Here is a 23,173-nt window from a genome sequence, read left to right as displayed (position 1 = left end):
TCCTGAAAACTGAAATAAAAACAAATAATAACTGTTTCAGTGGCGGGTTTGAAGCGTTATCATGTCCTGTGACTTTTTTACGGATAATAAAATGACACAAGCTCGGGTGATTACGCCATTATTTGAGGACTTTGCTAAGGTTGAACATCATCATCAGCTTGCCTGTCAATCATGTGCTTTGTCTCGGTTATGCCTGCCCCTGGGGCTACATCGGGATGACCTGACCAAGCTCGATCAAATCATCAAACGCAGTGCTGGATATAAACGCCACCAGATTCTGTTTGAACCCTCTTCTACTTTTAAAACAATCTTTGTTGTTCGCTCTGGTTCCTTCAAAACCACCATCTCTGCGACGGATGGGCGCGAACAGGTCACCAGCTTTTATTTCCCCGGTGAATTTATTGGTATGGATGCCATTTATCAGCAACGTTATTTATCCACTGCACGGGCACTTGAAGCCAGTAGTGTTTGTGAATTGCCTTATGAGCGTTTGCAGGAATTCAGTGCGACAATCCCGGAGTTGCAAAATCAATTAATGACCCGCTTAAGCAAAGAATTATCATCGGATAAAAATTTATTACTCTCTCTGGGCAAAAAAACCGCTCAGGAAAAACTCATCAGCTTTTTACTGTCACTGTCACAGCGTTTCAGTGAACGTGGTTATTCGTCGATGTCATTTCAATTAACCATGTCTCGAGGTGATATTGCCAACCATCTGGGATTGGCGATTGAAACGGTCAGTCGATTATTTACCCAGTTACAGGATCAGCAGCTAATGTCGATTCAGGGCAAAGAAGTCACTATTTTAGACCTGCCAGCATTAAAACATCGCTGCGGATAGCTTTAACCGCACTTTATTGACCTGGATCAATGTAGACATCCAGATACTCCGTATGATCTGAAACTGTGTTCCACAACAGATCATTATTCGGAGTCGTCCCATGAAAAAAATTCCCCTGATTTCCTCAATTCTACTGGCTGCTGGCATTGCCAGCCCTGTTTCAACTGTTATGGCTTATGAGGCCGGTGACTGGTTAATTCGGGGTCGTGTTATCAATGTTAATCCAAATGATAGCAGTGGTACTCTTTCAATCGGTGGGGTCGACCAGGGAACTAAAGGTGTAAAAGTTGACAGCGATACAGTTCCTGAACTGGATATTACTTACATGATCAACCGAAACTGGGGGGTAGAGTTGATTTTAGGTTATTCAGAACACACGGTTACCGGTGAGAAAAGCTGGGCTGCTCTGGGTGACGTCATTGACACCAAAGTATTACCACCAACATTGACGTTGCAATATCACTTCCTGCCAGATTCCAATATCCGTCCCTATATTGGTGCTGGTGTGAATTACACCTATTTCTTTGACGAAAAAGTGCCTAGCAGCTCAGCCATAAGCAGTCCTGGCGATAAAGTGACGCTGGAAAGCTCTTGGGGATGGGCAGCTCAAGCCGGTGTCGATATTGCGATTAACCAGGATTGGTTCATAAATATGGATGTGAAATATCTGGACATTGATACCACTGCCAGTTTCAAAAACATTGCCGTTGGCAGTGCCAAAATTGATGCTGATATTGATCCATTTGTATACGGTATTGGTATCGGCAGACGTTTCTAAGATCCTCTCAAGGACAAGTGTTCCGTCTCAAAGCCCTCCATTGCTGGAGGGCTTTTTTTATATCTTGCGTTGTGGCGTTATTAAAGTTTTCAGCCGGACTCCGCATAGTGCCAATACAGCAAAATAAACAATAGCAGAAGTCGCTATCAGCCCCATTAATATGCCAAACCGATGCCAGCCACTCCAGCTTATCCAATCGCTATTAATCGGCGTTACCCATAATAAGAACGCTACCAATACGATATTGGCCAACACCATACGGATAAAAAATAAGCCCCAACCCGCAATGGGTTGATAGACCGCTTTTTTTCGAAGCGTGAAATACAGTAAGCCAGCATTAAGCATTGCTGATAAAGCGGTGGCTAAAGCCAGACCGACATGGGCCAGATAAATCATCAACACAATGTTTAATCCCATATTGGTAATCATCGCAATAATGCCGATTTTGACTGGGGTTTTGGTGTCCTGGCGTGCATAAAAACCCGGTGCAAGCACCTTGATAAAAATAAATGGCAATAAACCCAAACCATATGCCATCAAGCTTAATGACGCCTGATTGGCATCATGTGGTGTGAATTCACCGTATTGAAACAAGGTAAGCAGCAACGGTTCAGCAAGAATAATCAGGCCGATTGCGGCCGGTGTACCGATTAAAAATACCCAGCGTAGCGCCCAGTCAATGGTATGTGAAAACTCCTGCATGGAGGCTGTTGCATGTTTTTTCGAGAGATTGGGTAATATTACAGTGGCCAGTGCAATCCCCAGTATGCCTAATGGAAATTCGACCAGTCGATCAGAATAATAAAGCCATGAAATGCTGCCAGTGATTAGAAATGAAGCCAGTAATGTATCCAGCAATAAGTTGATTTGTGAAACTGATACACCAAACATGGCCGGGATCATCAGTCGCAGAATTTTTTGCACACCTTCATCTTTCCAGCCCCAACGTGGTTTTGGCAAACTGCCTATTTTCATTAAAAATGGCATTTGAAAAAGTAGTTGTACCACCCCGCCGATAAACACCCCCCAAGCAAGCGCTTTTACCGGTTCATCAAGATGGGGAGCCAGCCACAATGCACAGCCAATCATCGAGATATTGAGAAAAACGGGTGTAAATGCCGGCACAGCGAATTTACCAAAGCTATTTAAAATCGAGCTGGCCAGCGCAGTAAGCGAAACAAACAGGATGTAAGGAAAAGTGATTCTTAATAATTCTCTGGCGAGCTGTAGTTTTTCCGGCTGATCAATAAACCCTGGAGCAAATATAATTATAATGATTGGTGCTGCGATTACCCCTATCAACGTAATAAAAAATAATACGCCTGCAAGCGTGCCGCTGGTTGCCGCAATAAGCTGTTTCAGATCCTGATCACCGCGTTCACGATATTCAGCGAGAACGGGGATAAACGCTTGTGAGAATGCGCCTTCTGCAAACAGGCGACGGAGAAAATTTGGAATTTTAAAGGCAACAAAAAATACGTCAGCGCCCATCCCTGCTCCAAGAAGTCTGGCAATGACAATATCTCGAACAAACCCCAAAATACGGGATAAAAAGGTCATTAAACTGACAACCAAGGTAGACTTAAGCAGTTTTTCTTTCATAGTCGCTTATTTTATTTGGATAAACGCTTTCAGCGTGTGAGGCGCTAAAAATGCAAAATATGTTTAAAAATGTTCATTCTAAGCGTTTTTTGCTGACATATCTTAGCTTGGTTGTTTTATTGCTATTGGTTTTTTTAACGCTCAGTCAACAGCAACCGCCAGCAGAGTCATCAAATACCAGTGGTTCTATGTTGACAGTCTTTGAGCCAACCCTGGAAATACCACAGTTTCTGGCTTATAACAGGGATAATGCTGTATTTACCAATGATGCTTTTTCGGGCAAATGGAGCTTTGTTTTTATTCCGTCTACCGATTGCCATGATTGTGAAGCCATTTTCCGTGTATTAAAAAACCTAAAAGATGGGCTGGCAAATCGATCAGTTCAACTGGTGCTTATAGATATTGGTGGCCAACAAGTAGATGAACTCATGGCACTTGCTTATTCTCATGATCTTGATGCTCGAATTATCACCGCTAATGGCACACCATCGGAAAATAAATCGCTAAAGAATTTCTTTACCAGAAGCAGAGCCTATCCCGAGCAGGATCTGGAGCATGCCGTTTTTTTAATTAATCCAAAAGCTTTTCTCGCAGCCAGGTTTCAAGCACCTTTTACCTCGGTGTTAATCCGCCAAAGCTTTATACAATTGCGTTCAGATTATGCAGCCAGCCATTAATCTGCCGTTTCATCCATTGCTTCAGCAAAACTTAAGGCAAGCTGTTCAAGTGTACTGGTTCGACGAAAGCTTGGCCGCCATACCAGGCCAATTTCACGGTTCGCCAGACTATCCTGTTTTAACGGTCGCAAACTGATATCAGCATGACGCACCATATCGGAATTAATCGCCATTTGTGGGATCAAGGTAATCCCTAAACCACTTGCGACCATTTCTATCAGCGTATAGAGGCTGGTCGCCTGTACACTGCGACGTTGTGCTGATGCTGGTAGTTGACAGGCACTGATGGCATGCTCACGCATACAATGCCCTTCGGCTAACAGTAATAACTCGTTTATTGGTAGCTGATGTGGCTGTAGTGACTCATATTTGCTTAAGCTATGTTGTCTGGGTAAGGCTACCCAAAAGGGTTCTTGTGAAATTACCCGGTAATTCAAATTTCTCGTATTGAATGGAAAAGCCAGTATTGCAACATCAATGGTGCCATTTTCTACCTGCACTAATAATCTTTCCGATTGATCTTCAATCAGTAATACCTCCAGCTCCGGTAATTGTTTACGAATTTTGGGTAATACACGCGGTAACAGAAATGGGCTTATGGTGGGGATAACGCCAATTCGGATTCTGCCTGCTAACGGATTTTTTTCAGCTTGCGCCAAATCCACCAAATCATCACTTAAGGACAGAATTTGTCGTGCACGGTCAGCCACTTCTTCACCAATTGGTGTTGTCAGTACTTTGCGATTGGTGCGCTCTAACAAACCGACTTCCAGTAAATCTTCCAAGTCCTGAATGCCTGCACTTAGAGTGGATTGTGTCACATGACACTTCTCTGCGGCACGACCAAAATGTTTTTCATCGATTACTGCTGTCAGATACTGTAATTGTCGTAGGGTGGGAAGTCTCATAATCGGTCTATCCACTTATTAAGTTAAAAATGATTTGTTTTACATAAGTTAGCACAAAAATAATGGCAAATCGTCAGCCAATACAAAATTCGTTTGTTGTAAGATGTATTCATATTATTACTATTTTGGCAGGAGGTTTCATGCGTAAGTGGCAGTGTTTAGTGTGTGGTTTCATCTATGATGAAGCCAGAGGATTACCTGAAGAAGGCATTCCACCGGGCACCTCATGGGACGATATTCCAGATGACTGGGAATGTCCGGAATGTGGTGTTGGTAAAGAAGATTTTGAAATGTTGGAAATTTGATCAGCGACTCGTAAATCCAGCTTCTTTATTTTTATGCCTTTTTCGATATAGCGTATTGTCTTCAATTCGTAATCTTAAAACGAACTAATCGTATTATTATCTGGCAACCAACGTGCTGACAGAACTTTCCCTTACGCATTTTCGAAATATCCATAAAGCAAAACTCTACCCGAGTTCTGGAGTAAATTTACTGGTTGGAGAAAATGGCTCTGGTAAAACCAGTGTGTTGGAAGCTATTTACTTGCTGGCAATGGGGCGTTCTTTTCGTTCGCGGAATTTGAAGAATGTAGTTCAAAACGAAGAGCAATATTTTCAATTATTTGCCAGAATTATTCAGGGTATTCCTGTCGGATTACAATTTGGTAATACGAGTGGTTTACAGATTCGTCTTAACAATGCTCCATTAAAAAAGCTGTCTGAATTAGCCACGCATCTTCCCCTCCAATTTATTCCTGCAAATTGCCACCAGTTTTTTGAACTGGGTCCACGGTTTAGACGAAAAGTTGTCGATTGGGGATTGTTTCACGTGGAACAAGAGTTTTTTTATCATTGGCAAGCTTATAAAAAAATTCTGTCTCAACGTAATGCTGCGTTACGAAATGCAAAACCTAATGGTGAAATTAAAGTTTGGGATGCATCGTTAAATGAACATGGAATAAAGCTCGCAACATACCGAAGTGAATACCTTGAACAATTAATAATTAGGTTTAAAGAATGGTTCATGTTGCTTTGCAATGATTATAAAGAATCAAAATTTGAATTACGTTATCTACCAGGCTGGCCAAAAGGTGAAGATTTTGCTGACATCTTGAACAAAACAATTGATAGAGATCGTGCGCTTGGATATACCCGATCAGGTCCACATTCAGCCGATTGGTCGATAAGAGTAGATGGACATGATCCAGCAGAATTGTTTTCAAGAGGACAGCAGAAACTTTTCTTTCTTGCTGTAAGCCTGGCACAAATATCGTTAATGCAGCAACTGAATAAACAACAAAGTGTGTTATTAATTGATGATTTAAGCTCTGAGTTGGATAACGAGCATCAGATTTCTGTGCTGCAAGCGATTAAAAAACTACAGGTTCAAACCTTTATCACAACGACCAATACAGAGTTATCATCTAAGTTAGTTAGGGAAGAAAATGACATTATGTTCCACGTGGAACGTGGAGTGATTGAGCAAGTATAGTCAAGCTGTCAACCGAAGACGATACATAGTAGAATGAACGATTAGGCTTCACCTTGCTGTAAATGGACTAATTTATGACCACTGAAAATAATAGTTACGATTCTTCCAATATTAAAGTACTGAAGGGGTTGGACGCTGTCAGAAAACGGCCGGGCATGTACATCGGCGACACGGATGACGGAACCGGTTTGCACCACATGGTTTTTGAGGTGCTGGATAACTCAATTGATGAATCTCTGGCGGGACATTGCACAGAGATAAATGTTCGCATTCACCCGGATGATTCCGTTTCTGTTGAAGATAATGGTCGTGGTATTCCAGTCGATATGCATGAAGGTGAAGGCGTATCTGCAGCTGAAGTTATCATGACGGTTTTACATGCCGGTGGTAAATTTGATGATAATTCCTACAAAGTTTCAGGCGGTTTGCACGGTGTTGGTATTTCAGTTGTTAATGCGTTATCAAAGAAACTAACACTGGAAATTAAACGTAATGGTTTCATGCACAAGCAAAATTACACACATGGCGTTCCAGATACACCGTTAACCGCATTTGAAGAAACTTCGGACACTGGGACCAAAATACAGTTCTGGCCAAGTGAAGAAACCTTTACTCACATTACCTACGATTACAAGATATTGGCGAAGCGCATTCGTGAGCTAGCCTTCTTGAATTCTGGTGTCAGAATAGTCCTGACAGATGAAAGAGATGAGAAAACAGAAGTTTTCCATTATGAAGGTGGAATAAAAGCTTTTGTTACCCATCTGAATAAAAATAAAACATTTGTTCATGAGCATGTCATTGGCATTTCCGGATTACGAGATGATGTCGTGGTCGAATTAGCAATGCAATGGAATGATTCTTACCAGGAAAATATTTACTGTTTTACCAATAATATTCCCCAGCGTGACGGTGGTACACATTTAGCCGGATTTAGAGCAGCGTTAACCCGAAGCCTAAACCAATATATCGAAAGCGAAGGTCTGGCGAAAAAATCTAAAGTGGTTACCAGCGGTGATGATGCGCGTGAAGGGCTCACAGCCGTATTGTCGGTAAAAGTGCCCGATCCAAAATTTTCATCTCAAACCAAAGATAAACTGGTGTCATCGGAAGTTCGCACCATTGTAGAATCTTTGGTTAATGAGCATTTCCAGGATTTTCTGATTGAAAACCCAAGTGAAGCCAAACTGATTGCCAACAAAATGATTGATGCAGCACGCGCACGTGATGCAGCCAGAAAAGCACGTGAATTAACTCGCCGTAAGGGGGTTCTTGATATTGCAGGATTGCCAGGCAAGCTGGCCGATTGTCAGGAAAGAGATCCCGCCCAATCAGAACTATTTCTGGTGGAAGGGGACTCGGCCGGAGGTAGTGCCAAACAGGGCCGTGATAGAAGAACTCAGGCAATCCTTCCACTAAAAGGTAAAATTCTGAATGTGGAGCGCGCCCGTTTCGATAAAATGATTGGTTCCGCCGAAGTTGGTACATTGATTACAGCTTTGGGTTGCGGTATTGGGCGCGATGAATATGATCCGGAAAAACTCCGATACCACCATATTATTATCATGACCGATGCGGACGTTGATGGCTCACACATCCGTACCCTGCTACTGACATTTTTCTACAGACAAATGCCAGAATTAATTGAACGTGGTCATGTATATATCGCACAGCCACCGTTATATAAAATCAAAAAAGGCAAACAGGAACGCTACGTAAAAGATGACGCTGAAATGGAGCGTTACCTGACAGAAGTTGCTTTAACAAATGCGGTGCTCTACCCAACAACAGATGCAGCGCCTATTGAAGGTAATGCTCTTGCACAGCTGGTCAATGAGTATCAAACCATTAGAGCCATTATTACTCGGCTGGCAAATCATTATTACCCGGCATTCCTGGACGAACTGATTTATCAAACAGCAATACCAGATTTCATCGACACTGCAGCAATGGATGAATGGCTGAAAGCGATAGAAAAACGCATGAACTCAATCATGCCAACAGGAACATATTACGTTCTTAATCTGCAAAAAAATGAAAATGAACCAATGCCCCATGTGAATATCAGTTTCACCAGGCATGGGATTAGTAATGATTTCCATGTCCCGGGTGAGTTCTTTGCCAGTACCGAATACCAGAAGATCATGTCTTTTTCTAACAAAATCAATGGTTTGTTTGGCGAAGGAGCGAGAATTGAACGTGGTGAAAGAAATGAAAATGTTCAGCACTTCTCACAGGCAGTTAAATGGTTGATGGCTGAAGCTCGTCGAGGTCAGCATGTACAGCGTTACAAAGGTTTGGGTGAAATGAATCCTGAACAATTGTGGGAAACGACAATGGATAAATCCAAACGTCGTTTGTTACAGGTCAGAATCTCAGATGCGATAACAGCAGATGAAACCTTTAATACTCTTATGGGTGACAATGTTGAGCCTCGTAGAGAGTTCATTGAAACGCACGCTTTACAGGCATCTAATCTAGATATATAAGCTTCAGGGAATTGTTCCCCAAACCAACGGTCGGTAATGAAGGCCATTCAGTGACTCTGGATGGCCTTTTTTCATGTATTCAGGAGTAAAAAATGACGACGAGTGACGTTCGCTACAATCAAGGACAGATAATTCTGCATTGGTTAATCGCGACGATGATTTTCTTTATGGTTGGCTTAGGTCTATGGATGGTTGGTCTGCCAAAGGAGTCAGAATTACCGCCCGATCAGGAAAGCGTGCGAGCTTTTTGGTTTTTATTACATAAATCAATGGGTATCACTGTCGCTGCATTTATTGTTTTACGTGTGGTCTGGCGAATAACACATAAGACTCCCCCACTACCGACCAGTATTGCAAACTGGCAACAGAAGCTGTCCAGTGGAATACATTTTTTACTGTATGGATTAATGGTGGCTATGCCAATAACGGGCTATCTTCAATCTATGTACAGTAAATATGACACCAAACTATGGGGAATGAAGTTACCACGCCTTGCTGAAGCCAATGCTACTGCAAGGGAAACCTTTACCGATATTCATCAGGTATTAGCGTATCTATTTATCGCACTATTGGTTTTACATATAGGTGCCGCCATAAAACATCGATTAAATGGCACTGAAGTGACCCGTAGAATGTCATTATGGAAATAACGACGAGTAGGCAATGAAATTAAAAAAAGGCCCTGAAAAGGGCCTTTTTAGTAAGAATGCAATAATTATTAATGTAGCTTGATTTTAGGATGTACGCTTCGACGGAAAAGATGAGATAGCGATAACATCAATACGCGGAACGGCCCAAATAAGGCGACTTGGTGCATCTTATACAATGAAAGGTACATAAGACGGGCCATCAAGCCCTCTACTTTCATACTACCCTTACTTAAATTACCCATCAGGTTGCCAACCGTACCGTAACGACCTAAAGAAACCAGAGAGCCATAGTCATGGTAATGATATTCAGGAAGCTCCTTATCCTTCATTCGATTAACAATTGACTTATAAACCAGCGACGCCATTTGATGTGCTGCCTGGGCGCGCGGCGGTACATTCTGATCCTGACCAATCCATTTACAGGCACAGCAGTCACCAATGGCATAAATATCATCATCAAAGGTAGTTTGCAGAGTCTGTTTAACGACTAATTGATTCATCCAGTTGGTTTCCAGACCATCAATATCTTTCAAAAATTCAGGAGCCTTAATACCTGCAGCCCAGACTTTGATTGCAGCAGGAATATTACGACCACTTTGCGTTTTGATCTCTGTATCAGTCACTTCAATAACACGCTCACCAGCAAGAATTTCCACACCGAGTTCATTTAATTCCTGAAGAGCAGCGGCAGAAATATTTTCAGGTAATCCTGGCAAAATACGGTCAGCAGCTTCAATCAAAGTAAGTTTTACGTCCTGAGGCTTAACTTCATCCAGACCATAAGCATTTAACAGATGTGATACTTCGTAAAGCTGCGCGCACAATTCGACACCGGTAGCACCTGCACCAACAATAGCAATATTTAACTGACCCTTATCGAGGGGACGACCCTGGGTGTGGGCACGCAGATAGGATTCCAATAACTGATTCTGGAAATATTCGGCTTGTTTAGTAGTATCCAGGAACAGACAATGATCGCTTACCCCTTTGATACCAAAGTCATGGCTCACACTGCCAACAGAAATAATGAGATAGTCATAATCAAAACTGCGACGGGGAATAATTTCCACACCGTCCTCGTTGAATGTCGGCGCAACAGTTATTTGTTTATTTTGCCGATCAAGACCTTCCATTCTACCGAGGCGAAACCGAAAACCACTGCACATGGCCTGGCTCAAGTATTCAATTTCATCTTCATGGGAATCGAGGGTACCGGCTGCAACTTCATGTAAAAGAGGTTTCCAGATATGCGTATGAGTACTGCTAACCAGAGTAACTTGCGCTTTCTTTTTCTTGCCAAGTTTTTTCCCGAGTTTGGTAACCAGTTCCAGGCCACCTGCTCCACCACCAACGACAACTATTTTTGGCACTGCTTCTGACATAGATATGCGACTCCCATCAATCCGTTGCAAATTATGTGGTTAATTTTAACTTATATATAACAGATCGACCTATCTAATTTTTACTAGTCGGTCAGACTCTGGCAAAATTCACAGCTTAATATCAATTGAGATAACAGCATGCAATCAAGGCCGGAAAAGCCAAAATTGGCCTGGGCAATCACGGGTTCAGGGCATTATATGGATGAATGTCTGGAAATTATCCGTGAATTACCGGATGTAGACCTGTTTTACAGTCGTGCTGGAGAAGAAGTTCTCCGCATGTATGGTCACGATCCCAAAACCTTGAACAAAGAAGGCCATATTTATCGTGATAGAGCCGCCAGTTCACCTCCGGTCGGATTATTCTATCGTGGTGATTATCATACTCTGGTGGTTGCTCCTGCCACCTCAAACACCGTGGCGAAAATGGTAATGGGCTTGTCTGACACACTGGTCACCAACGTTTATGCTCAGGCAGGTAAATGTCGCGTACCGAGTATAGTGCTTGCCTGTGATGCCATATCCGAAGTCGATACCCCCGCCCCCGACCGTATGGTTCGATTATGGCCAAGGGCCATTGATCTGGCACATACAGAAACACTACGTACTTTTGAGGCAACCACCGTAGTGGAATCCGCTGAGGCTTTATACGAAGTATTGAAAAAGCGTCTGGAACACGTAAACGCCGATCATGGCTGAGACGATTCTCTTTCTCACCGGAAAACTTGCTCGACCCAGTGTTGAAAAGGTTTTGCAGGAAATGGCGCCATTGCCATTCGAGTATAGAGTGCATCAATTGGGTCTATCGGTGGCCGCATTAATGACTGATAAGATGATCGCCCGACGACTCAAGCCAAATGATTATGCTGGCTGTAAACAGATAATTGTTCCTGGCCGCTGCCGTGGAGATTTGGCTGAATTGAGTAAAACACTGGGTATTGAGGTCGTGCGGGGGCCGGATGAAATTAAAGATTTACCGATATTCTTTGGTAAGGAGCGGAAAATCCCTGATTTAAGTCGTTATGATGTCAATATCTTCGCCGAGATTGTTGATGCCCCACAGCGTGATATTGCAGGTATTTTGGAACGGGCAAGTTATTACCGTGATTCAGGGGCCAACGTCATTGATATTGGTTGTCTGCCGGAAGAAAAATTCCCGCTGATGGAAGAAGCTATCGCTGCCCTGCATGAAAATGGCTTTAAGGTTAGTGTGGACTCACTATCAATAGATGACTTGAGGCGTGCAAGCAATGCCGGTGCAGATTACCTGTTAAGTCTGACAGAAAAAACCATCGACCTTGCGAAAGAAACCGATGCCATTCCGATCCTGGTTCCGGCGCAACCGGGTTCACTGGCTTCGCTGGAACGGGCTATGGAGGCCATGGACAAGCTGGGAAAACCGTGGATAGCCGACCCAATTCTGGATCCAATCCATTTTGGCCTTACAGAGTCGATAGTTCGATATCACACTCTGCGGCAAAAATATCCAGAAGCACCTATGATGATGGGAATAGGAAATCTGACCGAATTAACCGATGCCGATACCAGCGGAATTAATGCTCTATTGTTTGGCATTATTTCGGAGTTAAAAATTACCAATGTGCTGGCGACGGAAGTCAGTCCTCATGCACGGCGAGCCATCAGAGAAGCCGATGTGGCACGACGCATGATGTTTGCCGCTCGCGATGACAATAGCCTGCCTCGTGATTTCACTGCCGATTTACTGGTTAGCCATGAACGCAGACCCTTTACCGATACTGAGCAGGAAATTATCCAATTATCTGAAAACATAAAAGATCCGAACTATCGAATTAAAATTGCCCCTAAAGGGATATTTGTTTTTAATCGGGATGGCTTGTTGCAGGATACTGATCCGTTTGCTTTTTACCCTCAGCTGCAAGTGAAAGACGATCCGGGCCATGCCTTCTATCTGGGGGTAGAGTTAGCACGTGCCGAGATCGCCTGGCAGTTGGGGAAACGTTATACTCAGGATGAAGATCTGCAATGGGGCTGTGCTGTTGAAATCGAGCAGGAAGATCTGACCCGGCAGAAAACTGAAGGCACCACGATGCAAAAAGATCCGCAACGGGCCTGTGGCACGGCCGAGATTAAAAAAACCAAAAAACAGGAGCGCGCCTGTGGCACTGCTGACAAGCCAGATACATGAAGTTATCGTCACCACAATATCCGAGAATGGAAAAGTGCATTCTGCACCAATGGGTATAAGCGAAGTAAATGGTCACTTTCATATCAAGCCATTCAAGCCATCCAGTACTTACGATAACTTGCTACGGCATGGTCAATGTTCAATAAATTTTGTTGATGATGTACGTGTTTTTGCTGGTGCGTTAACTGGACATCGTGATTGGCCCACCTCTCCCTGTCAGCAGATTGAAGGAGAATATATTGCAGATGCGCTTTCGCATATCGAGTTAGAAATTGTTCGTCTGGAAGATGATGATCCACGAGCCTGTTTTTATGGAGCTGTAATTTGCGATGTTAACCATAAGCCCTTCAGAGGCTTTAACCGTGCCCAGAATGCAGTAATTGAGGCAGCTATTCTGGTTAGTCGGCTGGGCATGTTGCCAGAACATAAAGTCCGCGACGAAATTGCCTACTTGACTATCGCTATTGAAAAAACGGCCGGTGAACGCGAGCTTCAGGCCTGGGGCTGGTTAATGGAAAAAGTTGAACAATCCGGAATAAAGCTAAATGATAACTAAGTGGTTAGCCAGCGTAGAATCGCTTGAGGAAGCAAAACTTCTGGTGGAGCAGTTGCCAGATATCCTGGATATGAAAAACCCGTCAAAAGGCGCTCTGGGAGCTCTAACCCATCAAACTGTCACCGAGATTATAAAGTGGATCAACAAACGTTGTCTTTGCAGTGCAACGGTGGGTGACTTACCCATGCAAGCTGAGATAATTTCAGCAGCAATTCGCAGCATGGCTGAAACGGGCGTGGATTATGTCAAAGTTGGCCTGTTTGATGAATCGGAGCTTATTCAATGTATTCAACAATTAGAGCCCACTATCAGAAATCTTAACAAACCTGTGATTGCGGTCATATTTGCTGATCAGTTGCCTCATCAAGAGCTAATTCCATTACTGGCAAAATCCGGATTCGCCGGGGTGATGCTGGATACTGCCCGCAAAGATGGTCAGGGATTGTTGAATCATTTATCCGTAGAAACTCTGCAACAATTTGTCGTGGAAGCAAAATCCGCTGGACTGTTGTGCGGTTTGGCCGGCGCACTGAGGATTGAGGATATCGAAACACTCAGTCCATTGCAGGCAGATTATCTTGGGTTTCGCAGTGCGTTATGTCAGCAGCATCGCCGCACTAATCGACTGGATCCTGAGTTGGCTAAACAAATACAAACTCAATTGAACGTGGCTTTGCCAGAAATATTGGCCTGTTAGATGTAGACGCAAAAAACCGGATAGAGAAAGATACCTCTCCCTCTACCCGGTTTATGTTTTATTAAGCAGCCAGTTTTAATCTTAGCGATTTTGCTGCTGAAACCATGGCTTTTAAGGCGGGTTCCACTTCTTCCCAGCGACGGGTTTTCAAACCGCAGTCCGGGTTCACCCATATCAGCGTTTTATTAATTCGCTGTGCGGCCAATCTGAGCAATTCCACCATCTCCTGTTCTGATGGAATATTCGGACTGTGAATATCATAGACCCCCGGCCCTATCGCATTGGGATAGTCAAACTCCTGAAAAACATCCAGTAATTCCATTTGCGAGCGTGAGGTTTCAATGGTGATGACATCGGCATCCATGGCGGCAATGGCTTCAATAATATCGTTGAATTCGGAATAACACATATGGGTATGGATTTGTGTCTCATCTGCCACGCCATTAGCGGTAATTCGGAATGATTCCACTGCCCAGTCCAGATAAGTCTTCCATTGAGATTGACGTAATGGCAAACCCTCTCGCAAAGCCGCTTCATCAATCTGAATGATGTTAACCCCGGCACTTTCCAGATCGATTACTTCATCCCGAATCGCCAGTGAAATCTGTTTACAGGTTTCGCTACGCGGTTGGTCATCTCTGACAAAAGACCAGTTAAGAATGGTGACTGGCCCGGTCAACATCCCTTTTACCGGTTTGTCGGTTAATGATTGGGCATATTGAATCCACTCAACGGTCATCGGACCAGGACGTGACACATCACCATAGATGATCGGAGGTTTCACACAACGTGAACCATAGGACTGAACCCAGCCATATTCCGTGAAAGCAAAGCCCTGTAGTTGTTGACCGAAATACTCGACCATATCATTGCGTTCAGCTTCACCATGCACCAGTACATCAAGGCCCAACTCAAGTTGTTTCTCGATGGCATAGCGAATTTCCACCTGCATTTGCTGGCGATATTCGGCATCAGCAAGTTGACCCAGACGATACTGTTTACGTGTCTGGCGAATAACATTGGTCTGTGGAAAAGAGCCAATGGTAGTCGTTGGGAATGCGGGCAACTGCAGCGCTTGCTGTTGAATGGCTGCCCGTTGTGAATAAACACTCTGCCGCTGGCCTGACGCGGAATGAGTTGCTTCACAACGCTGTTTAACGACCGGGTTATGAACCCGAGTGGACTGCTGGCGACCTTCAATCGATTGTTTGTTGTCTGCCAGCTGTGCGGCAACACTATCACGCCCCAGATTGAGCGCCTGAGCTAATATTGATAACTCTTCCAACTTTTGTACCGCAAAGGCAAACCAGTCACGTGTCTCCTCAGCCAGATTCTGCTCAGAATTTAAATCAATAGGCACATGCAGTAATGAGCAACTTGGTGCCAGCCATAAGCGTTCAGCAAGACGGCTATGAATCGGCTCCAGCAGTTCAATCGCCTGAGTTAGATCAGTTTTCCAGATATTGCGGCCATTAATAATGCCCACTGACAGCACTTTATGAGAGGGCAGCCAGTCAACCACTCTGACTAGTTCATCTACAGCATTGATTGCATCAATATGCAGTCCTGCTGTGGGTAATTCGCAGGCTAGTTGCAGATTTTGCTGAAGTTGGCCGAAATAAGTCGTCAGCAACAATTTGACACGACATTTCGCTAAATAGAAGTAGGCTTTCTGCAAAGCCTGTTGCCATTCCGTTGACAGTTCAGTGACCAGAACAGGCTCATCAATTTGCACCCAATCGACACCGTTGTCTGCCAGTTGATCGAGAATTTCTGAATAAACCGGTAGTAATTTATCCAGCAAAGCCAATTTGTCAGTTTCGTCCTTGGCTTTGCCGAGCCAGAGATAGCTTACTGGACCCACAAGAATGGGTTTTATCTTAAAACCTGCAGCTTTTGCTTCTTTAATTTGCGCCAGCAATCGTTCCGGACAGGCCTTAAAGTCACTTTCCGCGTTAAATTCCGGCACCAGATAATGGTAATTGGTATCAAACCATTTAGTCATTTCTGCAGCTGCGACCTGATGATTGCAACAGGAAGAACCTGCCTGCCCACGCGATGCCTGAAAATACTGTGTCAGGGCATCAGCATTTTTATCAACCCGTGACGGCAGATTATCCAAAAGCTGACTGGTGTCCAGAACATGGTCGTAAAAGGAAAAGTCTCCAACAGGCACCAGATCCAGTTCTGCTTGCAATGACCAATGACGTAAACGTAATGTTTTTCCGGTTTGTTCTAAATCATCAGCAGCCGTTTCACCGCGCCAGTAGCGCTCCAGGGCAAATTTTAATTCACGGTGGCCGCCAATACGGGGAAAGCCAAGATTATGTGTGGTGACCATTCGATATCCTCTCAATCGGTTTCAAAAAGCTTCATTGTAATCAGGCTGATTGATGAGTAATAATGATGATTATTTACATATTTATGAGAAATATTCATACATGATTGAGCGCGCACATTTACGAATCATCCGTGCCCTGGCAGAAAACGGCAGTTTAACGGCAGCAGCCAATGCCTTATTTCTTACACAATCCGCTTTATCGCATCAGATCCGTTATCTGGAACAGAAGTTGGAAATAAGCTTATGGCAGCGGGATGGTCGTAAGTTAAGACTGACAAAGGCAGGCGAACTGATGTTGCAGGTTGCACAGCAGGTTTTACCGGTTCTGGAGCAAACGGAGCAGACCTTACAGGCATATTCAGAGGGACGAGCAGGTATTTTACGTCTGGGAGTGGAGTGCCATCCCTGTTATGAATGGCTGAAAAAAATTCTGGCAGACTATCTGCGCGAAATGTCGCAAATGGATGTGGATATCGTGCATCAATTCCAGTTTTCAGGTATGGAAGGTTTATTGAATCATCATATTGATTTGCTGGTGACCCCGGATGCCGTAAAACAGGTCGGCGTGGTGTATCAACCAATGTTTGATTATGAGTTGGTCTTGCTGGTGGCTGAAGGTCATCCATTAAGTGAGCATAAATTTATTCAGGCTGAAGCGCTGCAAAAAGAGTTATTACTGACGTTTCCCGTCGCCCATGAACGTCTTGATGTGTTTACCCAGTTTTTGATGCCAGCAGGTATTAATCCTCGAACCAAAGCCATGCAATCAATGGATATTATGGTGCAGATGGTGGCGTTACAAAGAGCGGTGACAGTATTGCCTAACTGGCTGGCCAAGGAATTTTGTCAAACGCTTCCAGTTAAAGCGATAAGGCTTGGAAGAGGCGGTTTGGCAAAAACGCTTTATGCTGCCATAAGAGAGTCAGACCAGGACGTCAGCTACCTGCAAAAATTTATTTCCCTGGGTGCGCAATCCAGCAATGACGTGATCGATTAAGTTTGTTCGTCAAGCACTCGATAAAGGATTTCACGGATAGACTCAGGTTCAAAAGGTTTATCCAGAATAGCTGATACGCCAGCCTGCTCAACCTGCCCTAATCGGGTCTGGTTCTGCTCACTGGTCACAACTAAAATGGGTACAAAGGTATTGCCCATCTCACTGCGGATATGTTCAACCAGCGCCTGACCATCCATTTTCGGCATATTCAGGTCGGTCACCACCAAGTCAAAGCTTTGTTGTTTGAGCATTTCAATCGCTTCAATGCCATTTTCAGCCTGATGGATCTGGGTTATGCCCATGTTCTGAAACACGCGAAGCAGGTGGTTGCGAGACACCAGACTGTCATCGACCAGCAAAACTTCCAGCTGTTCTACTTCGTAATTTTGTAATTCAATTTCAGTTGGATCAATATGCTGCAGCGTCGTACGGATGGCACGTTGCAGATTGGCGTGATCAAAGGGTTTAGGCAAAATGGCCACAACACCTGATTGGCGAAGTGGCTCAAGCGCTTCAATATTTGATTCGCTGGAGATCAGCATAAAATGAGTGTTTTCCAGATTATCCAGTCGACGAATTGACGAGAGTAGTTCAGTCGCAGTCATGTCAGGTAAATACATGGCGCTGATCACCAGATCTGGAGGATACTTCTGCATCGCCACGATAGCCTGAGCGCCATCGTGAACACCATCAATTTTATTCACGCCCGCCTGGCGTAATTCACGCATGATGATTTTCAGCTGAACGGAAGATGGCTCAACCAGTAATATCGAGAGTTCTGATTCATTAAGTGAATACATGCTGGTTCCGTTTTAGCGAATAACGAGACTCGTTTCCACTTGTTGGCGAGTCTCTTCATCCATAAGTTTTTCGATAATAGTTAACGCAAAAGTCATTGCCGTTCCCGGTCCGCGGGAGGTAATGATTTTATTATCACAGACTACAGCATCATCACTGAATTGAATTTCTGGCCACTCGTTTGGCTTCAGTGCGCCTGGGTAACAGCTGACGTGTAAGCCCTCTAGCAAGCCACCATGTGCCAGAACCATCGGCGCCGCACAGATTGCTCCAAGCCATTTATCAGCCTGGTTAACCTGTTTGAGCAACGCATGAATGCGTTGATCGGCATTCAGATTGTTCGTGCCGGGTTGTCCGCCCGGCAGAACCACCATGTCGAATTCATCATCAATCACTGCATCCAGTGTGGCATCCGCCACCAGGCGGACACCACGGCTGGCAGTAATATGTAGATCATCCGTCAAACTGGCAGTAACAACTTGTATCTCAGCCCGCCTGAGAACGTCTATCACTGTGACCGCCTCAATTTCTTCACAGCCCTCAGCGAGTGGGATTAATACCGTTGCCATGAATAACGTTTAACGTTTGCTCATAATGTTCATGCCTTTCAGCAGGTTCAGTGCCTGAGAAAGCGGATAATCACGCAGCGCTAAAGGTTGTTTTTTCGCTTCTTCTTCATCGATATCCACTTCCGCCGGTGTTTCGTCTGATTCTTCCAGTAAACCATTTTCCAGATGACGACTCAGATCAACCTCTCGCAGTGGCTGAAAACCATTATCTTCAGCTGCACTGATTTGTAAGGCATCAATCTCGATATCAGGGTGTATCCCATCCGCCTGAATAGATCGTCCAGAAGGAGTGTAATATCGCGCGGTTGTCATCTTGACCGCGGTATCATTGGTTAAAGGCATAACCGTTTGGACCGAGCCTTTACCAAAGGTTTTAGTACCCAGTATCACGGCCCGTTGATGGTCCTGCAAAGCCCCGGCAACAATTTCAGAAGCGGAAGCTGAACCACCATTTACCAGCACGATAATAGGCGCGCCATTCAGCATATCGCCAGGTTTGGCATGAAATTTTTGATCAGCATCCTCAATACGACCTTCAGTGTAAACAATCATTCCTTTGTTGAGGAAAGCATCAGATACTTCAACCGCTGCATCCAAAACGCCGCCTGGATTATTGCGTAAATCAAGCACCAGGCCTTTCAATTTTCCACCATTATCAATTTTGAGTTGATTGACGGCATCACGAAGGTTGTCACCGGTTGGAGATTGGAATGTGGTGATTCGTACATAACCATAACCGGGCTCCAGAACTTCGGTACGCACACTTTTCACTTTGATAATGGCGCGAGTCAGTTCCAGTTTCAGCGGTTTATCAGCACCTTCACGAATAATCGTCAGAACAATTTTGCTGCCTGGTTCACCGCGCATGATGTCTACGGCTTCAGTCAGTGAAAGACCTTTAACAGGGGTGTCATCGAGACGGATAATCAGGTCACCGGCTTTTACACCTGCTTCGGCAGCCGGTGTTTCGTCAATTGGTGCAACCACTTTGACGAAGCCATCTTCCATTGATACTTCTATACCTAAGCCGCCAAACTCTCCAGATGTACCTTCACGGAGATCCTTGAATTCGCTGAGATCAAGATAGGATGAATGGGGATCCAGTCCATAAAGCATGCCGCGAATGGCGTTTTCCAGCAGAGCCTTATCTTCAACCGGCTCAACGTAACTGCTTTTGATGCGGCCGAAAATTTCAGAGAAAGCTCTTAGATCATCAATTGGCAAGTCAGGCTTTGCGACAGTCTCTTTATCGGCTAGTACCATTTGGCCAAAAATCATTGTGATGCCGATAATGACACCCGCTGTTACCAGCGCAAAATCACGTTTCAAAAAGCGCATATGTACTTCATTCCTTATTTCAAATTAACCTTGCTTGCGCAGCCAGTGCATAGGATTGGTCGGACTGCCTTTATGACGTACTTCAAAATATAACCCAGCGGTTTGTCTGACACCCTGATCACCACTTTGAGCGATAACTTCACCAGCACTCACGGTATCCCCCGTGTTTTTCAGCAGACTGTCATTATTGCCATACAGTGTCATGAACTGTTCGCCATGATCGATGATGATTAATAAGCCAAAGCCTTTCATCCAATCGGCAAAGACCACCCTTCCTTCTGCGCTGGCTTTAACAGACGTGCCTTTTTCAGAAGCTATCAGTATGCCCTTCCAGCTGAGTTTATCAAGATTACGCTGGCTACCATAGCTTGCCAGTATTTTTCCAGACAACGGCCATTGTAACTTCCCACTCAGACTCGAAAATCGTTCACTTGGTTTCACTGTTTTTGATGGTGGAGGTCTTTTTGCTGCTTTTTTGGCGAGTGAGTCTAATAATGACTGCAGGTTTTTTTCTTCTTCTTTTAATGCAGCCAGTTGTGCATCCTGCCCGGAGATTTTTTTATTCAGCGCAGCAAGGGTTCGCTCACGTTCAACAGTTTGCTGTTTGAAAGCCTCCTGCTGAGAAAGTTGTTGTTGTTCCAATTCATCCAGATTTCTTTTAACGGCATAAACCGCTTTTTCCTGTTCCGTTAAGTTCTGCAAAGTGGTGTGTAGGGTTTCAAGCTGTTGCTGCCGGGCCGTGTGAAAATAACGGTAATAAGTGTTACTTCGACTGACCCGCTCAGGTGATTGTTCAGACAGTAATATCTTCAGATAACTGGGTTGAGCATTCATAAATGCAGAACGAATCTGTTGATTTAATGCCTCCAGCTGCTTTGCCTGTTGCTTTTGCGTCACTCCAAGCTGTTGTTGAAGATTGAGTAATTCGTCATCTTTAACCGCAATAGATTGTTTAATCTGGTTTAACTCGCGACTTATTTCAGAAACCTTGAGGCTCTGCTTTTTTAATTGCTGTTGCAGTTCCGCTTTGGTTTTCTTATTGAGGCTAAGCGTTTTATCAAGTTCAGAAATTTCACTGCGTACCGCTTCGAGCTTTTTGGCTGAAGAAGGTTCAGCAGCAAGATTTAACGGCATAAAAAGCCAGAAAAACAAGATTAAACCACGAATTATCATCTGCACGTTCAGGTGAGTTTCACCAAAAGATGATTATTCATTTCCGCTGGAATCGGCAGATCAAGCAGGCTTAGCATTGTCGGGGCAATATCAGATAAACCACCCTGTTCCGCACAGACTGCTGAACGTCCGGCATAAATTAACGGCACGAGGTTGCTGGTATGCGCGGTATGCGCCTGCCCTTTCTCATTGTCGACCATCTTTTCAGCATTACCATGATCCGCTGTTACCAGCATTTCGCCACCACTTTCTTTTAATGCAGACCATATTTTGCCGAGACAGTTGTCCAGTGTTTCAATGGCTTTAACTGTCGCATCAAAATTACCGGTATGGCCTACCATATCGGCATTGGCGAAGTTACAGATGATGACATCGTATTGATTACTGTGAATGGCTTTAACCAGTTTTTCGGCCACTTCCGGAGCATTCATTTCCGGTTGCAAATCGTAGGTTTCGACTTTTGGTGAGGGCACCAGAATGCGATCTTCACCTTCATAGGGCACATCGCTTCCGCCATTAAAAAAGAACGTTACATGCGCATATTTTTCGGTTTCAGCAATACGCAACTGCCGCAAGCCGACAGCAGAAATACATTCACCCAGCAGGTTTTTGAGCTTTTCAGCGGGAAAAGCCACCGGTACATCAAAGTCCTTTTTATATTCAGTCAGCGTGACAAATTTTGACAGTTTTGGTGCAGCCGATATGGGAAAACCAGAAAACTCCGTATCAATGAAACACTGAGTTAGTTCACGTGCACGATCAGCACGGAAATTCATGAATACGATACTGTCACCATCCTCAATCGGCACGGCATCACCAATTCTGGTGGCTTTAACAAACTCATCCTTTTCTTCTCTAGCATAAGCCTGCTGAAGAGCTTCAAGTGCATTGTCTGCCTGATAAACGGCTTTACCATTAGCAATCAGTTCATAAGCCTGTTGAACTCTATCCCAGCGCTGGTCACGATCCATCGCATAAAAGCGCCCGATAATACTGGCGAAGCGACCCTTACCGGTCTCGTTAAAACTTGCTTGCATGTCCGCAATGAATTTTTGAGCAGATTTGGGTGATGTATCGCGACCATCCAGAAAAGCGTGTAGATAAATTTTAGTCGCACCGCGGTCTGCAGCAAGTTTTACCATGGCTTGAATATGACTGTCATGACTGTGCACGCCGCCATCGGACAGCAAGCCCAGAATATGCAGAGCCTTATCATTTTTCACCACATCATCCACCGCATCAGTCAGTGTTTGATTGGTAAAAAATGTTTCATTTCGAATGGCGCCACTAATCCGGGTGAATTCCTGATAAACCACCCGGCCAGCACCGATATTGAGATGACCAACTTCAGAATTTCCCATTTGATCGCCTGGTAAGCCAACACCAGCGCCAGAGGCGTTGATCAATGTATGTGCGTAATCATTCCAGAGGTGATCCCAGACGGGGGTTTTGGCAGCCATAATGGCATTATGCTGGACCTCTTCACTATAACCCCAACCATCCATAATGATTAGCGCAAGTGGGCGGTGCATGTGGCTCATGAAACTATCCTTTAATCACGGGTTGCGACGACCTGAGGTTGTGAAAAACAGTGATCACTGCAAATCAACAACAATGCTGTGTATTATATGGGCTTTTGTAATCAATTACAGTTGCAATCTCGTTGACGAACATCATTTCACAATCCGGAAACCCGCAAATGCATGCCATTAATGA

General features: G+C 44.4%; 21 protein-coding genes. 12 read left to right on the top strand and 9 right to left on the bottom strand.

The genetic code is table 11. From position 1 onward, the window contains the following. The first annotated feature begins 91 nt into the window (after window positions 1-91). Both fnr and B3M51_RS11530 read left to right on the top strand, forming a co-directional pair. Window positions 92-841: a fumarate/nitrate reduction transcriptional regulator Fnr gene (gene fnr / locus B3M51_RS11535; RefSeq protein ID WP_292483045.1), complete on the top strand. Its 750-nt coding sequence runs from the start codon at window positions 92-94 to the stop codon at window positions 839-841. A gap of 100 nt (window positions 842-941) precedes the next feature. Next, window positions 942-1,619 (top strand): OmpW/AlkL family protein, encoded by a 678-nt coding sequence (locus tag B3M51_RS11530; RefSeq protein WP_292759356.1) that lies wholly within the window; start codon window positions 942-944, stop codon window positions 1,617-1,619. Window positions 1,620-1,676: 57 nt separating this feature from the next. Here B3M51_RS11530 and murJ read toward each other — a convergent pair whose 3' ends face one another. Then, a complete protein-coding gene (gene murJ / locus B3M51_RS11525) occupies window positions 1,677-3,221 on the bottom strand; it encodes a murein biosynthesis integral membrane protein MurJ (RefSeq protein WP_292759353.1) in 1,545 nt (514 codons plus the stop codon). 50 nt (window positions 3,222-3,271) lie between these two features. On the opposite strand from murJ, the gene B3M51_RS11520 reads away from it, so the two are divergent. Next, entirely contained in the window at window positions 3,272-3,898 is a 627-nt protein-coding gene (locus tag B3M51_RS11520; protein ID WP_292483051.1) for an SCO family protein, read from the top strand. On the opposite strand, the gene B3M51_RS11515 is transcribed toward B3M51_RS11520, so the two are convergent. After that, window positions 3,895-4,806, bottom strand: a complete 912-nt coding sequence (locus B3M51_RS11515) for a hydrogen peroxide-inducible genes activator (RefSeq protein WP_292483053.1) — start codon at window positions 4,804-4,806, stop codon at window positions 3,895-3,897. The two genes, B3M51_RS11520 and B3M51_RS11515, sit on opposite strands and share 4 nt — an antisense overlap. A 140-nt stretch (window positions 4,807-4,946) precedes the next feature. On the opposite strand from B3M51_RS11515, the gene B3M51_RS11510 reads away from it, so the two are divergent. From B3M51_RS11510 to B3M51_RS11495, 4 genes are all read left to right on the top strand, one after another. Further along, complete coding sequence (locus tag B3M51_RS11510; RefSeq protein WP_292358641.1) at window positions 4,947-5,111, top strand: rubredoxin; 165 nt, start codon at window positions 4,947-4,949, stop codon at window positions 5,109-5,111. Between the two features lie 112 nt (window positions 5,112-5,223). Beyond that, window positions 5,224-6,300 carry a DNA replication/repair protein RecF gene (recF, locus tag B3M51_RS11505; protein ID WP_292483054.1) on the top strand — a complete coding sequence of 359 codons (1,077 nt, stop codon included), beginning with the start codon at window positions 5,224-5,226 and terminating at the stop codon, window positions 6,298-6,300. Window positions 6,301-6,374: 74 nt separating this feature from the next. Further along, entirely contained in the window at window positions 6,375-8,789 is a 2,415-nt protein-coding gene (gene gyrB, locus B3M51_RS11500; RefSeq protein WP_292759348.1) for a DNA topoisomerase (ATP-hydrolyzing) subunit B, read from the top strand. A 92-nt stretch (window positions 8,790-8,881) separates the two neighbouring features. Beyond that, entirely contained in the window at window positions 8,882-9,439 is a 558-nt protein-coding gene (locus B3M51_RS11495; protein ID WP_292483058.1) for a cytochrome b, read from the top strand. Window positions 9,440-9,507: 68 nt separating this feature from the next. On the opposite strand, the gene B3M51_RS11490 is transcribed toward B3M51_RS11495, so the two are convergent. Beyond that, on the bottom strand, window positions 9,508-10,821 hold the full coding sequence (locus B3M51_RS11490) for an NAD(P)/FAD-dependent oxidoreductase (protein WP_292483060.1): 1,314 nt from the start codon (window positions 10,819-10,821) through the stop codon (window positions 9,508-9,510). 138 nt (window positions 10,822-10,959) lie between these two features. Here B3M51_RS11490 and B3M51_RS11485 point away from each other — a divergent pair, with 138 nt between their 5' ends. Genes B3M51_RS11485 through B3M51_RS11470 form a run of 4 tightly spaced genes read left to right on the top strand, consistent with a single transcriptional unit; the run spans window position 10,960 to window position 14,241 of the window. After that, window positions 10,960-11,520, top strand: a complete 561-nt coding sequence (locus B3M51_RS11485) for a flavoprotein (protein WP_292483062.1) — start codon at window positions 10,960-10,962, stop codon at window positions 11,518-11,520. Continuing rightward, on the top strand, window positions 11,513-12,988 hold the full coding sequence (locus tag B3M51_RS11480; protein WP_292483063.1) for a DUF6513 domain-containing protein: 1,476 nt from the start codon (window positions 11,513-11,515) through the stop codon (window positions 12,986-12,988). Before B3M51_RS11485 ends, B3M51_RS11480 begins: the two co-directional genes overlap by 8 nt. Beyond that, window positions 12,960-13,544 (top strand): DUF447 domain-containing protein, encoded by a 585-nt coding sequence (locus B3M51_RS11475; protein ID WP_292759343.1) that lies wholly within the window; start codon window positions 12,960-12,962, stop codon window positions 13,542-13,544. Before B3M51_RS11480 ends, B3M51_RS11475 begins: the two co-directional genes overlap by 29 nt. Continuing rightward, complete coding sequence (locus B3M51_RS11470; protein ID WP_292483067.1) at window positions 13,534-14,241, top strand: (5-formylfuran-3-yl)methyl phosphate synthase; 708 nt, start codon at window positions 13,534-13,536, stop codon at window positions 14,239-14,241. Before B3M51_RS11475 ends, B3M51_RS11470 begins: the two co-directional genes overlap by 11 nt. Before the next feature lie 61 nt (window positions 14,242-14,302). On the opposite strand, the gene metE is transcribed toward B3M51_RS11470, so the two are convergent. Further along, window positions 14,303-16,582, bottom strand: a complete 2,280-nt coding sequence (metE, locus tag B3M51_RS11465) for a 5-methyltetrahydropteroyltriglutamate--homocysteine S-methyltransferase (RefSeq protein ID WP_292483069.1) — start codon at window positions 16,580-16,582, stop codon at window positions 14,303-14,305. Window positions 16,583-16,634: 52 nt separating this feature from the next. On the opposite strand from metE, the gene B3M51_RS11460 reads away from it, so the two are divergent. Beyond that, window positions 16,635-17,579, top strand: coding sequence for a LysR family transcriptional regulator (locus tag B3M51_RS11460; RefSeq protein ID WP_292759340.1), 945 nt, complete (start codon window positions 16,635-16,637; stop codon window positions 17,577-17,579). Here the strand turns inward: B3M51_RS11460 and B3M51_RS11455 are convergent. The 5 genes from B3M51_RS11455 to gpmI are packed head-to-tail and all read right to left on the bottom strand — an operon-like array spanning window position 17,576 to window position 22,998. Further along, window positions 17,576-18,379 carry a response regulator gene (locus B3M51_RS11455; protein ID WP_292483073.1) on the bottom strand — a complete coding sequence of 268 codons (804 nt, stop codon included), beginning with the start codon at window positions 18,377-18,379 and terminating at the stop codon, window positions 17,576-17,578. The genes B3M51_RS11460 and B3M51_RS11455 overlap by 4 nt on opposite strands. Window positions 18,380-18,391: 12 nt before the next feature. Then, window positions 18,392-18,946: a DJ-1 family glyoxalase III gene (locus B3M51_RS11450; RefSeq protein WP_292759337.1), complete on the bottom strand. Its 555-nt coding sequence runs from the start codon at window positions 18,944-18,946 to the stop codon at window positions 18,392-18,394. 9 nt (window positions 18,947-18,955) lie between these two features. Continuing rightward, window positions 18,956-20,284, bottom strand: coding sequence for a S41 family peptidase (locus tag B3M51_RS11445; protein WP_292759334.1), 1,329 nt, complete (start codon window positions 20,282-20,284; stop codon window positions 18,956-18,958). Window positions 20,285-20,308: 24 nt separating this feature from the next. Next, window positions 20,309-21,457, bottom strand: a complete 1,149-nt coding sequence (locus tag B3M51_RS11440) for a murein hydrolase activator EnvC family protein (protein ID WP_292759331.1) — start codon at window positions 21,455-21,457, stop codon at window positions 20,309-20,311. 8 nt (window positions 21,458-21,465) lie between these two features. Beyond that, window positions 21,466-22,998, bottom strand: a complete 1,533-nt coding sequence (gpmI, locus tag B3M51_RS11435) for a 2,3-bisphosphoglycerate-independent phosphoglycerate mutase (protein ID WP_292483081.1) — start codon at window positions 22,996-22,998, stop codon at window positions 21,466-21,468. Window positions 22,999-23,173: the final 175 nt, after the last annotated feature.

This window comes from Methylophaga sp. UBA2689 (assembly GCA_002354555.1).
Taxonomy (GTDB): Bacteria; Pseudomonadota; Gammaproteobacteria; order Nitrosococcales; family Methylophagaceae; genus Methylophaga.
Note: the sequence above shows the minus strand (reverse complement) of the source record. Positions and strands in the feature narration are given on the sequence as shown.